Below are 16,387 nucleotides of genomic sequence, written 5' to 3'. Positions count from 1 at the left end.
CCGGTGCCGGAGTGGTCCGGGCTTCGGGAGCTTCCCGGAAAATCGCGGGCCCCCTTCGTCAGTCCCGCGCACCAGCCCCCAGCTCGTAGTTCACCCGCTGCCAGCCCCCCGCAACCTGGTCGTACAGCGCCTCGATCCGCACCGGCGTGCTGCCCTGCAGCCCGAGGTCGGCGATGCCGCGCGCCGTGATCCGCAGCAGCCGCTTCCCGCCCTCGACCGTGGTGATCTCGTCCAGCTGCAGCCGGGCCGCGCGGTTGCCGAACTGCCGGTCGAGCTCGGTGGCGACGCGGTCCTCGAGCTGGCGCACGAGGGTGGCATCGTTGGGCACCTCGCGCTCGCCGGCGGAGACGCCGCCGATCGTGATCCTCGGGTAGCCGGCGCTGCTGAATGTGGTGTCGTAGACGGTGCTGTAGCGGAAGCCGATCCAGTCGGCGTCGTCGCCGACGCGCATGCGTCCCTGCCCGCTGACGTTGCGGTCGCGCACGCTGGAAATGGCGACGTCGAACGCGTCGATGTTGACCTCGATCGACGGCGTGTTCATCTGCTCCACGAGCGCGGCGACGACGACCGCGGCGACCGCGTTGTCCAGCGCCTCGTCGCCGCTGCTGGCCTGGCGATGGGCTGTCGGTGAGTCCACCGCCTGCGCGGCCGCAGGCGGAGATTGCGCCAATGCCGGCGTCGCCACGAGCCATGCCGCGGCAAACAGCGCGACGACGTGTCCCGCGGCCGTGCCCGCGCGTGTTGTCCGACGCCTGTTACGTCCCTGCATTCCCTTCCCCCTGTTCCGCCGCTCTGACCGGGCGCCGGAGACGCCCGATCAGCCCTCGCCGACCACGTCGACGCCCGCCGGCGGGGTATACGTGAACGTGTCGCGGGCAAATGACGGGTTGCGCTTCCAGCCACTGAAGCTGATTTCCGTGCGCTGGCCCAGCGCATCGACGATCTCCATGCGCGCCAGGCCATTGCCGTCGAGCCCGAGCTTCGCGGACTGGAACGCGGCCTCGTCGCCGCCCTGCTTCGGCTTGAGCAGCAGCCACTGCAGGCCGTCGCCGTTGCCGCCGTCCTCGACCAGGAAGTCGCGGTCGAGCTTGCCCGGATCGATCAGCGCGGCCAGCGGGCTGTCCTGCTCGGCCGTGCCCTGCGCGCGGCGGCTGACCTGTTCGAGGTCCGGGTCGTAGACCCACACGGTCTTGCCGTCGGCGACGATCAACTGCGGATACGGCTTCACGTACTCCCAGCGGAACAGCCGCGGCGCGGACAGCGCAACGCGGCCGCTCGACGACTCGCGCACGCGGCCGTTGTCGTCGAAGACCGTCTGCGTGAACTGGCCGTCCAGGCCCTGCAGCCCCTTCGTGAAGCTGTCGAGCCGGTCGCGCGCGCCCGCATGGGCGACACCGGCCAGCAGGGCGACAGCGACAAGCAACCAGCGGCAACTGCGGATCATCGGACACGTCCTCGTGGATGGATGGCGGCCAGTCTGCAAAGACGAAGCTGAACAAGCCCCCTGCCATCCCTGCCGGAATCTAAACGGAAACCGACGTGCCAGCCGGACGGTCCGCAGCCGGAGATGCCTTGCAGGGCGCCTTCGGGTGCGACCGCTTTCGTGCGGAGAAGTGGCGTGCATGTGTCCGGGTCGCGCCTGAAAGCGCTCACGGGACGGCTACTTCGGCGGTGGCGGCGCCAATACCGAGCGATCGCCGTTGTGCTCGGGCGCGGAGACCACGCCCGCGGCCTCCATCGCCTCGACCAGTCGCGCGGCGCGGTTGTAGCCGATCTTGAGCCGGCGCTGCACGCCGGAGATCGACGCGCGACGCGTCTCGGTGACGATCTTCACCGCCTCGTCGTACAGCGGGTCGGACTCGGGATCGCCGCTGGCCGCCGCCTCCGGCAGGCCGGTCGCGCCGACCGCGCTGCCGTCGTACATCGTCTGCGCTTCCTCCAGCACGCCCTCGATGTAGTCCGGTCCGCCGCCGCTCTGCTTGAGATGCTCGACGACGCGATGCACTTCCTCATCGGACACGAACGCGCCGTGCACGCGCTCGGGCAGCGCCGTGCCCGGCGGCAGGTAGAGCATGTCGCCGTGGCCGAGCAGGGTTTCCGCGCCGCTCTGGTCGAGGATCGTGCGCGAGTCGATCTTGCTCGACACCTGGAACGCGATGCGCGTGGGGATGTTGGCCTTGATCAGGCCGGTGATGACGTCCACCGACGGGCGCTGGGTGGCGAGGATCAGGTGGATGCCGGCCGCGCGCGCCTTCTGCGCCAGGCGCGCGATCAGTTCCTCGACCTTCTTGCCGACGATCATCATCATGTCGGCGAATTCGTCGATGAAGATGACGATGAACGGCAGCGTCTCCAGCGGCTGCGCGACCTCGTCCGACTCCGGGTTCGGCCGGAACAGCGGGTCGAGCAGCGGCTGCCCCGCGTCCTGCGCGTCCTTGACCTTCTTGTTGAAGCCGGCGAGGTTGCGCACGCCGACGGCCGACATCAGCTTGTAGCGGCGCTCCATCTCCGCCACGCACCAGCGCAGGCCGTTGGCGGCCTCCTTCATGTCGGTGACCACCGGCGCCAGCAGGTGCGGGATGCCCTGGTAGACGCTGAGCTCGAGCATCTTCGGATCGATCATCAGCATCCGCAGGTCCTTGGCGGAGGCCTTGAACAGCAGGCTGAGCACCATCGCGTTGACCGCGACCGACTTGCCCGAGCCGGTGGTGCCGGCGACCAGCAGGTGCGGCATGCGCGCGAGGTCGGCGACCACCGACTGGCCGCTGATGCCCTTGCCCAGCGCCAGCGTCAGCGGGCTGCCGGCCTTGTCGTACTCCTTCGACCGCAGCAGCTCGCTGAGATAGATCATCTCGCGCCGGGTGTTGGGGATCTCGATGCCGATCACCGACTTGCCGGGGATGACGTCGACCACGCGCACCGCCTTCACCGACAGGCCGCGGGCGATATCCTTGTCCAGCGAGCTGATCTGGCTGACCTTGATGCCCGGCGCCGGCTCCATCTCGAAGCGCGTGATCACCGGACCCGGCTGCGCCTCCTTGACCTCGACCTCGATGCGGAAGTCCTTGAGCTTGAACTCGATCTGCCGCGACAGGGTTTCCAGCGTCTCCTCGTCGTAGCCCTTGGGTTGCGGCTTGGGGTCGTCGAGCAGCGCCAGCGGCGGGATGCCGGAACCGTCGCCGACGTGGAACAGCGGGATCTGCTGCTCGCGCTTGGCGCGGTCGCTCTTTTCCACCACCGGCGCGGGCGGCGGTTCGATCCTCACCTTCTCGCGTTTGGCGCGCAGTTCGGTTTCGACCTTGCGCGTCTGGTCGCGCTCCACCCGCATCTCGCGCGCCTCCATGCGTTCGACCGCCTGCTGCCGGCCGCGGCGCAGCAGCGCCGGCAGCAGCAGCACCCAGCCGCCGATGCGGTCCATCACCGCCAGCCAGGACAGGCCGGTGGCGAGGGTCACCGACACCAGCAGCAGCGCCAGCAGGAACAGGTTGCCGCCGAGCGCGCCGAAGCCGCGGTCGAGCGAATTGCCGACCAGCCGGCCGAGCACGCCACCACCGCCGGCCGGCAGGTTCTCGACCGCATGCAGGCGCAGGTACAGCAGGCCGGTGGCCGAGACCAGGAAACCGACGATGCCCACCAGCCGCAGCGCCGGCCCGAAGTCCACCCGGCCGTCGCCGTCCGAATCCATGCCGAACAGCGCGATCCAGGCCACCGCGCCCAGCACCAGCGGCAGCAGGTAGGCCACGTAGCCGGTCAGGTACAGCATCACGTCCGCGATCCAGGCCCCGATCGGCCCGCCGGCGTTGTGCAACTGGGCGGTGACGCCGCCGGAGGCCGTCGACCAGCCCGGGTCCTCCGGCGAATAGGTGACCAGGCAGACCAGCAGGTACAGCAGCAGCGGCGCGATCAGGATCATCGCGATGTCGCGCAGCAGCCGTTGGCGGCGCGGATCCGGGGGCGCTGCCGCCTCCTTCTCCACCGCGCGCTGGCGCTTGCCGCGTTCAGGAATCGCCCGAGCCACCGTCATCCACTGCCTTAGGAAATTGGTCCAATACCTTGATCTTAAGTCAAAGTTTCATCGATTGCAGGGCCGGATGCACGAGCCGGCCGGCCTCGACATTGATCCCGCGCGCCAGCGCCCGGTTGTCGCGCCAGTCACCCGAGGCCAAGGTATCGACCCACGGCAGGATCGCCGCACAGATCGCCTGCGAGCTGGTCTGCGGCACCGCGCCGGGCATGTTGGTGACGCAGAAGTGGATCACGCCCTCCTCCACGTAGGTCGGCGACTTCCAGGTCGTCGGCCGCGAGGTCTCGAAGCAGCCGCCCTGGTCGATCGAGATGTCGACCAGCACGCTGCCGTCCTCCATCGCCTCCATCATGCCGCGGCTGACCACGTGCGGCGCGACCGCGCCGGTGACCAGCACGGCGCCGACGACGAGGTCGGCGGACGCGACTTCCTGCGCCACGAGGTCGTCATAGGGATACAGCGCGGTGACGTTGTGGCCCAGCCTCATCATCTCGTCGCGGCGATCCTGGCGCTTCTCGAACACCACCACGTTCGAGCCCCCGGCCGCGGCCAGCGCGGCGGCCGCGCCACCGGCCTGCCCCGCACCGAACACCACCACCTTGCCGCGCGCCGTCGACGGCAGCCCGCCGAGCAGCTTGCCCTTGCCGCCCAGCGGCTGGTGCAGGTAGTGGGTGCCGACCTGCACCGCGATCTTGCCGGCGATCACCGACATCGGCGCCAGCAGCGGCAGTTCGCCGTCGTCGAGTTCCACCGTTTCGAAGGCGACGCCGGTCAGCCCGATGTCGAGCAGGCGCCGGGCCAGCGCAGGCTCGGGCGCGAGGTGCAGGTAGCAGAACAGCAGATGGTCACTGCGCAGCAGCGCGAGGTCGCCCGCGATCGGCTCCTTGACCTTGACGATCAGTTCGCCACGCTCGTACAGCGCCGCTGCATCGGGTGCGATCTTCACGCCGAGTCGCGCGTAGTCCGCGTCCGCGAAGCCGGACAGCGTGCCGGCGTCCTGTTCGACCCAGACCTCGTGCCCGCGCCGGACCAGGTCGCCCGCCGCGGCGGGGACCAGCGCGACGCGTCCTTCGAGCGTCTTGGTTTCCTTCGGCACGCCGATGCGCATGTCCCGCCTCCTCCCGATCAGCTGGCGGGCCGGCCGTGCCCGGCCCGGCGTTCGCCCATGAAAAAACCCGCGCAGCACCTGCACGGGTTCGAGCGGAACGGCGCGCCCGCCACCGCGGGACATGGACGCTGCGTTCCGCGAAGAACGCCTGCGCGCGCCTTGTGTTGCCGCCGTCGCGCCGCCAAGCTATGGGACTCGATACGCCGCAACTTCATCGCCAGCGAGTATACATGACCCCTTCGTCGCCCCGGCACATCCGCCTGATCATCCTCGGCTCCGGCCCCGCCGGCTGGACCGCCGCCGTCTACGCGGCCCGCGCCAACCTCAAGCCCGTCGTCATCACCGGCCTGCAGATGGGCGGCCAGCTGATGACCACCACCGAAGTCGACAACTGGCCGGGCGACGCGCACGGGCTGATGGGCCCGGACCTGATGGCGCGGATGCAGGCGCACGCCGAGCGCTTCGAGACCGAAGTCGTGTTCGACCACGTCCACACCGCCGACCTCTCGCAGCGCCCGTTCCGCCTGGTCGGCGACAGCGGCGAATACACCTGCGACGCACTGATCATCGCCACCGGCGCGACCGCGAAGTACCTCGGCATTCCCTCGGAAGAGGCCTACAAGGGCCGCGGCGTGTCCGCCTGCGCCACCTGCGACGGCTTCTTCTACAAGGACCAGGACGTGGCCGTCATCGGCGGCGGCAACACCGCGGTCGAGGAGGCGCTGTACCTGTCCAACATCGCCCGCAAGGTCTACCTCGTGCATCGCCGCGACACCCTGCGCGCCGAGAAGATCATGCAGGACAAGCTGTTCGCCAAGATCGCCGCCGGCAAGATCGAGCCGGTCTGGCACCACGTCGTCGACGAGGTGCTGGGCAACGACGCCGGCGTCACCGGCATGCGGCTCAAGTCGGTGCAGGACGGCGGCACCCGCGAGATCGACGTGCACGGTTTCTTCGTCGCCATCGGCCACACCCCGAACACCACGCTGTTCGAGGGCCAGCTGGCGATGAACAACGGCTACCTCGAAATCCGCTCCGGCATCGACGGCAACGCCACCGCGACCAACGTCGCGGGCGTGTTCGCGGCCGGCGACGTGACCGACCAGCACTACCGGCAGGCGATCACCTCGGCCGGCTTCGGCTGCATGGCGGCGCTGGATGCGGAGCGGTTCCTGGACAAGGGAAGCTGACCTTCCCGTCCGTCATCCCGGCGAAAGCCGGGATCCATTTTGACTTCGCCCTTGATGTTCCGGACCACCACGCCAACAGCAAATGGATCCCGGCTTTCGCCGGGATGACGACGGAAAGAGGCCGGACGACGAAAGCATGGTAGACGTCCGCATCCATCGGCGACTCGCGGACATCCCCGCCGCAGGCTGGGATGCCCTGCACGACGGCAGCAACCCGTTCGTGTCGCATGCCTTCCTTTCCGGCATGGAGGAGACCGACTGCCTGCGCGAAAGCTGGGGCTGGACGCCCCACCACCTCGCGCTGTGGGAGGGCGACGCGCCGGTCGCTGCCGCACCCGCCTACCTGAAGCACAACTCCCACGGCGAATTCGTGTTCGACCACGCCTGGGCGCACGCCTATGCGCGGCATGGACTCGACTACTTTCCCAAGCTGCTGTGCGCGGTGCCCTACTCGCCCGTGACCGGGCCGCGGCTGCTCGCGCCCACCGCAGCCCTGCGGGGCCGGCTCGCCGATGCGCTGGCCGCGGAGGCCCGACGACTCGGACTGTCCTCGGCGCATGTCAACTTCCACGGCGCCGGCGAGGATGCGGACTTCGGCGACGACTGGCTGTCGCGCATCGACGTGCAGTACCACTGGCGCAACGACGCCGGCTGGGCCACGTTCGAGGACTACCTCGCGGCGATGGACCACAAGCACCGCAAGAACATCCGCCAGGAACGCGCGAAGGTGGCGCGCGCCGGCGTCACCTTCCGCACCGTGCACGGCGGCGATGCCGGCGAGGCCGACCTCGCCACCATGCACCGCTTCTACCTGCAGACCTTCGCCGAGTACGGCAACTCCCCGGCCCTGACCCTGCCGTTCCTCCGGCACCTGGCCCACGCGATGCCCGGCCAACTCGTGATGTTCCTTGCCGAACACCGCGGCATGGCGGTCGCCGGTGCGCTGTGCCTGCGCGGCGGCGACACGCTGTACGGCCGCTACTGGGGCGCGGGCGCCGTCCTGCCCGGGCTGCACTTCGAGACCTGCTACTACCAGGGCATCGACTACTGCCTGCGCGAAGGCCTGCGCGTGTTCGAGCCCGGCGCGCAGGGCGAGCACAAGATCGCGCGCGGCTTCCTGCCGGCGTTCGTGCGCAGCCGGCACTGGATCGCCGACCCGCGCTTCGGCGAAGCGCTGCGCGAATGGTGCGGCGAGGAAGCGCGCTCGATCCGGCGCTACGCCGACGTGCTGGCCGCAAGATCGCCCTTCCGCCGCCCGTAGGCACTCCTACAATGGCGCGGTGAGCATCCACGTGCCGCGACTCGACGACGACCCGGCCGCGCCGTTCCCAGGCGCGGACACCGCACTGCGCCAGCCCGACGGCCTGCTCGCGTTCGGCGGCGACCTGTCCCCGCCCCGGCTGCTCAACGCCTATCGCCACGGCATCTTCCCCTGGTACTCCGAGGGGCAGCCGATCCTGTGGTGGTCGCCCGACCCGCGCATGGTGTTCCGCACCGACGGCGTGCGGCTGTCCTCGCGCTTCCGGCGCACGCTGCGCGCATCGCCGTGGGTGGCGCGCGCCGATAGCGCGTTCGAACAGGTCATCGAACGCTGCGCCACGGCGCCGCGCCGCGGCCAGCACGGCACCTGGATCACCCCGGCCATGCGCGAGGCCTACCTGCGGATGCACCGGCTCGGGCATGCGCACAGCGTCGAGGTGTTCGCGGGCCATTCGCCCGGCGCAGCGCTGGTCGGCGGCATCTACGGCATCGCCATCGGCCGGATGTTCTTCGGCGAAAGCATGTTCAGCAGCGCCTCCGGCGGCTCGAAGGTGGCGCTCGCCGCCCTCGCCCGGTGGCTGCACGGCCGGGGCTGGCCGCTGATCGACGCGCAGGTCGAGAACGCCCACCTGCTGGCCCTGGGCGCGCAACGGATGCCGCGCCGGGCCTTCCTGGAGGAGGCCGGAGCACTGGCCACGGCAGCCGCCGACACCGGAGCATGGACCTCGGCGTTCGGCGAACGGCCCGCATCCCGCCTGGCCGGCTGACACCGCCCGACGCGCGCCGCTGCTTTGCATCGCCCGGCCTCGCATGGCAGAATGGCCCGCTTTATCGCGGCGCCGCCGCTCCCGCAACCACCGGCAACAGGACGAATGGCGAAAGACGACGTCATCGAGTTTGAAGGCACCATCTCCGAGACCCTCCCGAACACCATGTTCCGGGTGAAGCTGGAGAACGGCCACGAGATCATCGCCCACATCTCCGGGCGCATGCGCAAGAACTACATCCGCATCCTCACCGGCGACAAGGTCAAGGTGGAAATGACGCCTTACGACCTGACCAAGGGCCGCATCACCTACCGCATGAAGTAAGCGCGGGCATCGCGCAGCCCGCGCGCCGCGCCGCTGCGGCCCGCAATCGAACCCCGTCTCCCGGCCGCATGTGCGGATGTGCACATGGCGAGCTGTCGTCGTCACGCCTATCCTCCGGACACCACTCGTCCGGAGAACCGCCGATGCGCACGACCGCCGCCGCCAGAACGCTCGCCCTGTCCATCGCCCTCGCGCTCGCGGGCGGCATGGCCTTCGCCCAGGACGCACCCGCACCGGGCCCGGCGGCCTCGCAGGCCGCGTCGCAGAACGAACGGCTGAACGCCTGGTTCGCGCAGAAGTTCCAAGAGGAGCTCAGCTTCAGCCCGATCCGGCTGAGCTTCCTCGGTCGCAAGGAGCTGTACGACCAGCTCGACGATTTCTCCGATGAAGCCCAGGCCCGCCAACTCGCCTGGCGCAAGGCCAGCGTCGAGGAACTTGCGAAGACTTTCGACTACGACGCGCTCGACGACGAGGCGAAGCTGTCGTACGACCTGTGGACGCTGCAATACGAGGTCGCGCGCGACGCCGCGCACTACCGCGACAACGTCTACGTGTTCAACCAGATGCAGGGGCCGCAGTCGTTCCTGCCCACCTTCCTGATCAACTTCCACAAGGTCGACAGCGAGGCCGACTACCAGGCCTACCTCAAGCGCATCGAGGCGCTGGAGCGCGCGTTCGGGCAGATGCTGGTCCGCGCCCGGCGCAACGCGGACGCGGGCTACCGGATGCCGAAGTTCGCCTACGAGGGTGTGCTGACGGAAGCGCGCAAGGTGATTTCAGGCGCGCCGTTCGGCGAGGGCGCCGATTCGGCGCTCTGGGCCGACCTGCAGGCCAAGGCCGATGCGCTGGTGAAGGCCGGCAAGATCGACGCCGCGCGCGCCGCCGACCTGAAGTCGCAGGCGCGCGAGGCGCTGCTCGCGCACGTGCAGCCGGCCTACGCGAACCTGATCGCCTGGGCCGAGTCGGACCAGGACAAGGCGATCGGGAACCCGAGCGGTGTCGGCAGCACGCAGTCCAACGGCGCGGACTACTATCGCCACCAGCTGCGGCTGCACACCACCACCGACCTGACCGCCGACCAGGTCCACCGCATCGGTCTGGACGAGGTCAAGCGCATCCACGGCGAGATGGAGGCGCTGAAGGACAAGGTCGGCTTCGACGGCGACCTACAGGCGTTCTTCGCGCACATCTCCACCGACCCGAAGTTCAAGTTCCCGGACACCGACGAAGGCCGACAGGCCTATATCGACGAGGCCACCAAGGCGATCGCCAACATCAAGCAGGTGCTGCCGCAGTACTTCGGCCTGCTGCCGAAGGCGGACCTGGTGGTGAAGCGGGTCGAACCGTTCCGCGAACAGCCCGGCGCCGCGCAGCACTACTTCCCCGGCACGCCGGACGGCGCGCGCCCGGGGGTGTACTACGCGCACCTGGCGGACATGAACGCGATGCCGAAGCCCGAGCTCGAAGTCATCGCCTACCACGAGGGCCTGCCCGGCCACCACATGCAGATCTCGATCGCGCTCGAGCTGACCGGCGTGCCCGAGTTCCGCACCCAGGCGCGCGCCACCGCCTATTCCGAAGGCTGGGGCCTGTACGCGGAGTGGCTGGCGAAGGAAATGCCGGGCACCTATGCCGATCCCTACTCCGAATACGGCCGCCTGAGTTCGGAACTGTGGCGCGCGGTACGGCTGGTGGTCGACACCGGCCTGCACGCGAAGGGCTGGACCGAGCAGCAGGCGGTCGAGTACTTCGACGCCAACACCGCCATTCCCGAGGCCGCGATCCGCTCCGAAGTGCAGCGTTACATCACCTGGCCGGGCCAGGCCACGGCCTACAAGATCGGCATGCTCCGCATCCAGGAACTGCGCCGCAAGGCGGAAACCGAACTGGGCGAGCGCTTCGACATCCGCGGCTTCCACGACGCCGTGCTGGGCGGCGGGGCGCTGCCGATGAACCTGCTGGAGCGGCGGGTCGACCAGTGGATCGCCGGAGGCAAGGCGGGCTGAGCTCGTCGAGCCTGCCGTCTCGCCCCCCGGAGATTTTTCACGCAGGGCTGGATGCGCACTTGCCCCCACCCCAACCCTCCCCCGCAAGCGGGGGAGGGAGCAAAAAGCGGCGGCTTCCCACTCCCGCCCCCGCTTGTTACGGGGAGGGCTGGGTGGGGGCCCCGCCCTACACCGTGGCCGGCAGCAACTTCTCCGGCTCGGGGAAGGCCTCGACCAGCAGTTCGTCGTCCTTGACGTCGATGCTCACGCGGCCGCCGCCGACCAGCTTGCCGAACAGCAGTTCGTCGGCCAGCGGGCGCTTGACCTTGTCCTGGATCACCCGCGCCATCGGCCGCGCGCCCATCAGCGGGTCGAAGCCGTGCGCGGCCAGCCAGTCGCGCGCGGCCGGCGTCGCCGACAGGCTCACGTCCTTGTCGTGCAGCTGGGCCTCGAGCTCGATCAGGAACTTGTCCACCACGCGCAGGATGTGGTCCATGCCCAGCGCCTGGAACTGCACGATCGCGTCCAGCCGGTTGCGGAACTCCGGGGTGAAGCCCTTGCGGATCACCTCCATCGCATCGGTGCTGTGGTCCTGGCGGGTGAAGCCGATCGAACGCCGCGCCGCCTGCGCCGCGCCGGCGTTGGTGGTCATCACGATGATGACGTTCTTGAAGTTGGCCTCGCGCCCGTTGGTGTCGGTCAGCACGCCGCGGTCCATGACCTGCAGCAGGATGTTGAAGATGTCCGGGTGCGCCTTCTCCACTTCGTCGAGCAGCAGCACGCAGTGCGGCGTCTTGACGATCTTCTCGGTCAGCAGGCCGCCTTGGTCGAAGCCGACGTAGCCCGGGGGCGCGCCGATCAGGCGCGAGACCGAATGCGGCTCCATGTATTCGGACATGTCGAAGCGCACCAGCTCGATGCCCAACTGCAGCGCCAGCTGCTTGGTGACCTCGGTCTTGCCGACGCCGGTCGGGCCGGCGAACAGGAAGTTGCCGATCGGCTTGTCCGGGTTGGCCAGGCCCGAGCGCGCGAGCTTGATCGCCGAGGTCAGCGTCTCGATCGCCGGGTCCTGGCCGAAGATCACCATCTTCAGGTTGCGCTCGAGGTGTTCGAGCACGTCCTTGTCCGAGGCGCTGACCTGCTTGGTCGGGATGCGCGCCATCTTGGCGACGATGGTCTCCACTTCTTCCACGTCGATCAGGCTCTTGCGCACCTCCAGCGGCAGCAGCCGCTGGCGCGCGCCGGCCTCGTCGATCACGTCGATCGCCTTGTCCGGCAGCAGCCGGTCGGCGATGTGCTTGACCGACAGGTCCACGGCCGCCTGCAGCGCCTCGTCGGCATAGGTCACGTCGTGGTGCGCCTCGTACTTGGGCTTGAGGCCCTGCAGGATCTCGTAAGTCTCGCCCACCGTCGGCTCGACGATGTCGATCTTCTGGAAGCGCCGCGCCAGCGCGCGGTCCTTTTCGAAGATGCCGCGGTATTCCTGGAACGTGGTCGAGCCGATGCAGCGCAGTTCGCCCGAGGCCAGCGCCGGCTTGATCAGGTTCGAGGCGTCCATGGTGCCGCCGGACGCGGAACCCGCGCCGATGATGGTGTGGATCTCGTCGATGAACAGGATCGCACCGGGGTGCTTCCTGATCGCGCTCAGCACGGCCTTCAGGCGCTTCTCGAAGTCGCCGCGGTACTTGGTGCCGGCGACCAGCGCGCCGAGGTCGAGCGAATAGATCGTCGCGTCCTCGAGCACTTCCGGCACCTCGCCGTCGACGATGCGCTTGGCCAGGCCCTCGGCGATCGCGGTCTTGCCGACGCCGGCCTCGCCCACGTACAGCGGGTTGTTCTTGCGCCGGCGGCACAGCACCTGGATGGTGCGCTCGATCTCCTCGGCGCGGCCGACCAGCGGGTCGATGCGGCCCTCGCGGGCCAGCGCGTTGAGGTCGGTGGCGTAGTCGGCCAGGGCGTCGCCCTTGGCCTCGCCCTCGCCGCCCTCGCCCTTGGCCGCGGCGTCCTCGCCCGGGTGTTCGGACTCCTCGCCGCCGGTCTTGGCGATGCCGTGCGACATGTAGTTGACGACGTCGAGCCGGGTCACGTCCTGCTGGTTCAGGAAGTAGACGGCATGCGAGTCCTTCTCGCCGAAGATCGCCACCAGCACGTTGGCGCCGGTGACCTCCTTCTTGCCCGAGGACTGGACGTGGTAGACGGCCCGCTGCAGCACGCGCTGGAAGCCCAGCGTGGGCTGGGTGTCGCGGCCGTCGTCTTCGGGCAGCTTCGACACCGAGGTGGCGATCGCCTGTTCGAGGTCGCTGCGCAGGCGGTGGAAATCGGCGCCGGTGGCCTTGAGCACGGCTTCGGCGGACGGGTTGTCGAGCAGCGCCAGCAGCAGGTGCTCGACCGTCATGTACTCGTCGCGCGCCTCGCGGGCGCGCTTGTAGCACTGGCCGATGCTGTACTCGAGATCCTTGCTGAACATGGGGAGGGAACCTCCGGGGAACTGCGACCTAGATGGGGCCGCGTTCCGGCTTTTCCATGCCCCGGCCTTTGGCCCCTTTTAGGCCTTTTCCATGGTGCAGAGCAAGGGGTGCTGGTTGAGCCGGGAATATTCGTTCACCTGGGCGACCTTGGACTCGGCCACTTCCCGGCTGTAGACGCCGCAGACGCCGCGGCCGCGGGTGTGCACGTGCAGCATCACCTGGGTCGCCTTCTCCAGGTCCATGGCGAAGAACCGGACCAGGACGTCGACCACGAAGTCCATCGGCGTGTAGTCGTCGTTCAGCAGCAGCACCGAATACAGCGGCGGCCGCGCCAGTTCGGGCTTGCTGGTCTCGACGACGGTGCCGTGGTCGTGCTCGGGCGCTTGCTTGCGGGTCATTCAGCCATTATACGAAGCCCGGATGCAGGCGCCGCGCGGCATGGACGCTGTGCCGTCCCGCGCGAGACAATCCCGGATTCCATTGTCCGGAATCCGTCCATGCACCGTTCCGCCCGCGCCATCCTCTGCGCGCTGCCGCTTCTGGCCTTCGCCGCCCTGGCCGCGGCCGCCCAGGACGCCTCGGTCACCACCCGGCTCGACGCCCGCGGGGTGAAGTACACGGTCGACGAGGACGGCGACTACCAGGTCACCTACCGCTACGCAGAGGAGAACCGGACCCAGCTGGCGTTCGTGTCCGGGCGCACCGAGAGCATCGGCGGCTTCGAGATCCGCGAGGTGTTCGCGCCGGCGGCGCGCGTCGACCGGGACGGCGTCGACGGCGCCAGGGCGCTGGCGCTGATGGCCGAGAGCGGGATGAACAAGATCGGCAGCTGGGAAATCCGCGGCGACGTGCTGTACATGGTGATCAAGTTGCCCGACAGCGTCGACGCCAGCCAGCTGGAGGCCGCGCTGGACATCGTGGCCGAGCTCGCCGACAACAAGGAAATCGAGCTCAGCGGCGACAGGGACGAGCTGTGACGCGGGGGCCGGACGCATGAGCTACCGCGAAGGCCGCTTCTGGCAGCCCGACGTCACCGTGGCCACGGTCGTGGTCGACGGCGGCCGGCTGCTGTGCGTGGAGGAACGCGCCCAGGGGCGGCTCGTGCTCAACCAGCCGGCCGGGCACCTGGAGCCGGACGAGACCCTGCTCGACGCCGCCCTGCGCGAAACCCGCGAGGAAACCGGCTGGGACGTGCGCCTGACCGCCTTCGTCGGCGCCTACCAGTGGAAGGCGCCAGAGACCGGTCGCCACTACCTGCGCTTCGCCTTCGCCGCCGAGCCGGTGGCGCACGATCCGGCGCGGCCGCTGGACGAGGGCATCGTCCGCGCGCTCTGGCTGACGCCCTCGGAGCTGCGCGCCGCCGCCGACCGCCACCGCAGCCCGCTGGTGTGGCAGGTGGTCGCCGACCACCTCGCCGGGCGCCGGCATCCGCTATCGCTGGTGTCGCAGCTGGGATGAGCGCGCCGGGCGTCATCGTCGGCATGTCGGGCGGGGTCGATTCGTCGGTCGCCGCCCTGCTGCTGCGCGACGCCGGGCAGTCGATCGCCGGGCTGTTCATGCAGAACTGGGCCGATGATGGCAGCGGCGAGTGCCGCGCAGAGGACGACCGCCGCGACGCGGTCGCCGTCTGCGGCCGGCTCGGCATCCCGATCCACTTCCGCGACTTCTCCGCCGAGTACTGGAGCGGCGTGTTCGAGCACTTCGTCGCCGAATACGCCGCCGGGCGCACGCCGAATCCCGACGTGCTGTGCAACCGCGAGATCAAGTTCAAGCACTTCCTCGACGCCGCGCGGGACCTGGGGGCCGAACGCATCGCCACCGGGCACTACGCGCGCGTCGCGCAGGACGGCGGGCAATGGCGGCTGCTGCGCGCCGCCGATCGCAGCAAGGACCAGAGCTACTTCCTGCACCAGCTGGGACAGGCGCAGCTGTCGCGCACCCTGTTCCCGCTCGGCGACCTGCCCAAGACCGACGTGCGCGACATCGCGCGCAAGGCCGGCCTGCCGACCGCGGAGAAGAAGGATTCGACCGGCATCTGCTTCATCGGCGAGCGCGATTTCCGCAGCTTCCTGTCGCAATACCTGCCGGCACGCGAGGGCGAGATGCGCACGCCCGACGGCCGCGTGGTCGGCTGCCACCCCGGCGTGTTCTATTTCACGCTCGGCCAGCGCGAAGGCCTGCAGTTGGGCGGCGTGCGCGGCTTCGACGCCGCGCCGTGGTACGTGGTCGGCAAGGACGTCGAGCGCAACGTGCTGGTGGTTGACCAGGGCGCCGACAGCCCCTATCTCCAGTCGACGAGGCTGTGGAGCGAACCCGCGCACTGGATCGGCGGCGCGCCGCCCGCGCGCAGCTTCGACTGCACCGCCCAGACCCGTTACCGGCAACCGGAGGAACCCTGCCAGGTGAGCATCGACGAATCCAGCGGCACGCTCGAAATCGCATTCCGCAACCCGCAGCGCGCGGTGACGCCGGGCCAGTCCGTGGTGCTGTACGACGGCGACACCTGCCTCGGCGGCGCCGTGATCGCCGCCACCGACGCCCCGCTCGAACGCCGCCTGCGCGAGGCTGCGGCATGAACGACGACCGTACCCTCGCCCTCGCCGGCCTGGTGCAGGCGCTCAAGCTGGTGCGGCGCATCGCCGACACCGGCCAGGCCGACGCGAGCATCCTCGCCACCTCGCTCGACAGCGTGTTCCGGATCGACGCCGCCTCGCCCGAGGAAGTCTACGGCGGCGCCCGCAACGTCCGCCCCGGCCTGCTGCTGCTGCGCGACTACCTCGCCAACCAGGGCGACGATCCGCAGCTGCCCAAGCTCGCCCTGTCGGTGACCCAGCTCGAACGCCGCTTCGTCGCCAACGACGCCGTCGCCGAACGCGTGCACGAGGGCATCCTGGAACTCAAGCCGAAGGCCGACCAGCTCGGCAGCAGCCATCCCGAAGTGCTGACCGCGCTCGGCAGCCTGTACGCCGACACCGTCAGCCACCTGCGCCCCAAGGTCATGGTGCAGGGCAACCCGCACTACCTCGGCCAGGCCGGCGTCGTCGCCGAGATCCGCGCGATCCTGCTCGCCGCCCTGCGCTCGGCGGTGCTGTGGCGCCAGCTCGGCGGCAGCGCCTGGGACATCTTCCTGCGCAAGCGCGGGCTGCAGCAGTCGATCGAGGGTTGGCTGGACTGAAGAACCATTCCGGCCACAGAAGGCGCTGCAACAACCGGAACATTGCGTTCGTCATCCCGGCGAGTCGCTTCACGACAGCGAAGCTG

General features: G+C 69.4%; 15 protein-coding genes. 9 read left to right on the top strand and 6 right to left on the bottom strand.

Features of this window, described 5'->3' with window-relative positions; all coding sequences use genetic code 11:
* Window positions 1-58: 58 nt before the first annotated feature.
* From FQY83_RS02480 to FQY83_RS02460, 4 genes are all read right to left on the bottom strand, one after another.
* A complete protein-coding gene (locus FQY83_RS02480; protein ID WP_146384707.1) occupies window positions 59-637 on the bottom strand; it encodes a hypothetical protein in 579 nt (192 codons plus the stop codon).
* 180 nt (window positions 638-817) lie between these two features.
* Window positions 818-1,444 carry an outer membrane lipoprotein periplasmic chaperone LolA gene (lolA, locus tag FQY83_RS02470; RefSeq protein WP_146384703.1) on the bottom strand — a complete coding sequence of 209 codons (627 nt, stop codon included), beginning with the start codon at window positions 1,442-1,444 and terminating at the stop codon, window positions 818-820.
* A 216-nt stretch (window positions 1,445-1,660) separates the two neighbouring features.
* A complete protein-coding gene (locus FQY83_RS02465; RefSeq protein WP_146385320.1) occupies window positions 1,661-4,018 on the bottom strand; it encodes a DNA translocase FtsK in 2,358 nt (785 codons plus the stop codon).
* Between the two features lie 46 nt (window positions 4,019-4,064).
* Entirely contained in the window at window positions 4,065-5,132 is a 1,068-nt protein-coding gene (locus FQY83_RS02460; RefSeq protein ID WP_146384701.1) for an alanine dehydrogenase, read from the bottom strand.
* A gap of 230 nt (window positions 5,133-5,362) precedes the next feature.
* On the opposite strand from FQY83_RS02460, the gene trxB reads away from it, so the two are divergent.
* The 5 genes from trxB to FQY83_RS02435 all read left to right on the top strand — a co-directional run bounded on the left by trxB (window position 5,363) and on the right by FQY83_RS02435 (window position 10,679).
* The gene (trxB, locus tag FQY83_RS02455) at window positions 5,363-6,322 is read left to right on the top strand and encodes a thioredoxin-disulfide reductase (protein WP_146384699.1); all 960 of its coding nucleotides are present in this window, start codon (window positions 5,363-5,365) and stop codon (window positions 6,320-6,322) included.
* Between the two features lie 136 nt (window positions 6,323-6,458).
* The gene (locus tag FQY83_RS02450) at window positions 6,459-7,583 is read left to right on the top strand and encodes a GNAT family N-acetyltransferase (RefSeq protein ID WP_146384697.1); all 1,125 of its coding nucleotides are present in this window, start codon (window positions 6,459-6,461) and stop codon (window positions 7,581-7,583) included.
* Between the two features lie 19 nt (window positions 7,584-7,602).
* Window positions 7,603-8,349: a leucyl/phenylalanyl-tRNA--protein transferase gene (gene aat / locus FQY83_RS02445; protein WP_146384695.1), complete on the top strand. Its 747-nt coding sequence runs from the start codon at window positions 7,603-7,605 to the stop codon at window positions 8,347-8,349.
* A 105-nt stretch (window positions 8,350-8,454) separates the two neighbouring features.
* Window positions 8,455-8,673, top strand: a complete 219-nt coding sequence (gene infA / locus FQY83_RS02440) for a translation initiation factor IF-1 (protein WP_112926214.1) — start codon at window positions 8,455-8,457, stop codon at window positions 8,671-8,673.
* Between the two features lie 143 nt (window positions 8,674-8,816).
* On the top strand, window positions 8,817-10,679 hold the full coding sequence (locus tag FQY83_RS02435) for a DUF885 domain-containing protein (protein WP_146384693.1): 1,863 nt from the start codon (window positions 8,817-8,819) through the stop codon (window positions 10,677-10,679).
* Between the two features lie 166 nt (window positions 10,680-10,845).
* Here FQY83_RS02435 and clpA read toward each other — a convergent pair whose 3' ends face one another.
* Together clpA and clpS are read right to left on the bottom strand one after the other, a co-directional pair.
* Window positions 10,846-13,125 (bottom strand): ATP-dependent Clp protease ATP-binding subunit ClpA, encoded by a 2,280-nt coding sequence (clpA, locus tag FQY83_RS02430; RefSeq protein ID WP_146384691.1) that lies wholly within the window; start codon window positions 13,123-13,125, stop codon window positions 10,846-10,848.
* Between the two features lie 78 nt (window positions 13,126-13,203).
* A complete protein-coding gene (clpS, locus tag FQY83_RS02425) occupies window positions 13,204-13,524 on the bottom strand; it encodes an ATP-dependent Clp protease adapter ClpS (RefSeq protein WP_146384689.1) in 321 nt (106 codons plus the stop codon).
* A gap of 99 nt (window positions 13,525-13,623) precedes the next feature.
* Here clpS and FQY83_RS02420 point away from each other — a divergent pair, with 99 nt between their 5' ends.
* Genes FQY83_RS02420 through hflD form a run of 4 tightly spaced genes read left to right on the top strand, consistent with a single transcriptional unit; the run spans window position 13,624 to window position 16,301 of the window.
* Complete coding sequence (locus tag FQY83_RS02420; protein WP_146384687.1) at window positions 13,624-14,103, top strand: hypothetical protein; 480 nt, start codon at window positions 13,624-13,626, stop codon at window positions 14,101-14,103.
* Between the two features lie 16 nt (window positions 14,104-14,119).
* Complete coding sequence (locus FQY83_RS02415) at window positions 14,120-14,584, top strand: NUDIX hydrolase (protein WP_146384685.1); 465 nt, start codon at window positions 14,120-14,122, stop codon at window positions 14,582-14,584.
* On the top strand, window positions 14,581-15,702 hold the full coding sequence (gene mnmA / locus FQY83_RS02410; RefSeq protein WP_146384683.1) for a tRNA 2-thiouridine(34) synthase MnmA: 1,122 nt from the start codon (window positions 14,581-14,583) through the stop codon (window positions 15,700-15,702). Before FQY83_RS02415 ends, mnmA begins: the two co-directional genes overlap by 4 nt.
* A complete protein-coding gene (gene hflD / locus FQY83_RS02405) occupies window positions 15,699-16,301 on the top strand; it encodes a high frequency lysogenization protein HflD (RefSeq protein WP_146384681.1) in 603 nt (200 codons plus the stop codon). Before mnmA ends, hflD begins: the two co-directional genes overlap by 4 nt.
* The last annotated feature ends 86 nt before the right edge of the window (window positions 16,302-16,387 follow it).

Origin of the sequence: Luteimonas marina (assembly GCF_007859325.1) — a bacterium.
GTDB lineage: Bacteria > Pseudomonadota > Gammaproteobacteria > Xanthomonadales > Xanthomonadaceae > Luteimonas > Luteimonas marina.
Note: the sequence above shows the minus strand (reverse complement) of the source record. Positions and strands in the feature narration are given on the sequence as shown.

What these genes read in the sequence shown, in the direction of transcription:
- lolA (WP_146384703.1), bottom strand. Translation starts at nt 1,444, where the DNA reads ATGATCCGCAGTTGCCGCTGGTTGCTTGTCGCTGTCGCCCTGCTGGCC.
- FQY83_RS02460 (WP_146384701.1), bottom strand. Translation starts at nt 5,132, where the DNA reads ATGCGCATCGGCGTGCCGAAGGAAACCAAGACGCTCGAAGGACGCGTC.
- trxB (WP_146384699.1), top strand. Translation starts at nt 5,363, where the DNA reads ATGACCCCTTCGTCGCCCCGGCACATCCGCCTGATCATCCTCGGCTCC.
- FQY83_RS02450 (WP_146384697.1), top strand. Translation starts at nt 6,459, where the DNA reads ATGGTAGACGTCCGCATCCATCGGCGACTCGCGGACATCCCCGCCGCA.
- infA (WP_112926214.1), top strand. Translation starts at nt 8,455, where the DNA reads ATGGCGAAAGACGACGTCATCGAGTTTGAAGGCACCATCTCCGAGACC.
- FQY83_RS02435 (WP_146384693.1), top strand. Translation starts at nt 8,817, where the DNA reads ATGCGCACGACCGCCGCCGCCAGAACGCTCGCCCTGTCCATCGCCCTC.
- clpA (WP_146384691.1), bottom strand. Translation starts at nt 13,125, where the DNA reads ATGTTCAGCAAGGATCTCGAGTACAGCATCGGCCAGTGCTACAAGCGC.
- clpS (WP_146384689.1), bottom strand. Translation starts at nt 13,524, where the DNA reads ATGACCCGCAAGCAAGCGCCCGAGCACGACCACGGCACCGTCGTCGAG.
- FQY83_RS02420 (WP_146384687.1), top strand. Translation starts at nt 13,624, where the DNA reads ATGCACCGTTCCGCCCGCGCCATCCTCTGCGCGCTGCCGCTTCTGGCC.
- FQY83_RS02415 (WP_146384685.1), top strand. Translation starts at nt 14,120, where the DNA reads ATGAGCTACCGCGAAGGCCGCTTCTGGCAGCCCGACGTCACCGTGGCC.
- mnmA (WP_146384683.1), top strand. Translation starts at nt 14,581, where the DNA reads ATGAGCGCGCCGGGCGTCATCGTCGGCATGTCGGGCGGGGTCGATTCG.
- hflD (WP_146384681.1), top strand. Translation starts at nt 15,699, where the DNA reads ATGAACGACGACCGTACCCTCGCCCTCGCCGGCCTGGTGCAGGCGCTC.